Raw genomic sequence first — 643 nt, forward strand, 5'->3', positions numbered from 1 at the left:
GGACGACGACGGTCACCTCGAGGCCCGCTGGACCGGGCAGCCGGTCACCGTCGAGTGGGACGGCGAGACGGAGTTCGAAGTCGTCATCGACCCGTACGGCAAGCCGAAGCGTCAGTAGCCGCGGAGCTTCTCGAGGTCGCGGCGCTCCCGCTTGCTCGGCCGTCCGGCCCCGCGGTCGCGCATCGGGACGAACCCGGCCTCTTCCTTCGACAGCCGCGGCGGGGTCTTGTCCTCGAAGTGCTTCGCGGCCTCGGGGGCGCTCGTCCGCTTCAGGATGATGCCGGTCACCACGACGATGCGGTCGAAGCCGTTCTGGCGCACCCGCACCTCGTCACCGGGGCCGATCGGCTGCGCCGGCTTCGCCCGCTCCCCGTTCACCCGGACGTGCCCGGCCTTGCACGCGGCAGTTGCGGCCGACCGGGTCTTGGTGATCCGGACGGCCCAGATCCAGCTGTCGACCCGGGCCTTCTCCATGCCAACACTCTAGGCGGCCCGTACCCTGGGGCGGTGCATGCGGACGAACAGGCGGCGATCGCCCGGGCCCGTGCGCTCGGGGTGCTGCACGACGCCGCGATCGGGGACCGCCTGGTGGTCCGGGCGCACCACGGGGACGGCGCGCAGGACGCCCTCGGCGACCTGGTCG

Annotated in this window: 1 protein-coding gene; it reads right to left on the reverse strand. The window is 72.8% G+C overall.

All coding sequences use genetic code 11. The annotated features are described in order from the left end of the window. Positions 1-111 precede the first annotated feature (111 nt). The gene (locus BIU89_RS13555; RefSeq protein WP_027465224.1) at positions 112-474 is read right to left on the reverse strand and encodes an RNA-binding S4 domain-containing protein; all 363 of its coding nucleotides are present in this window, start codon (positions 472-474) and stop codon (positions 112-114) included. Between the last annotated feature and the right edge of the window lie 169 nt (positions 475-643).

Source organism: Curtobacterium sp. MCBA15_005, assembly GCF_001864855.1.
GTDB lineage: Bacteria > Actinomycetota > Actinomycetes > Actinomycetales > Microbacteriaceae > Curtobacterium > Curtobacterium flaccumfaciens.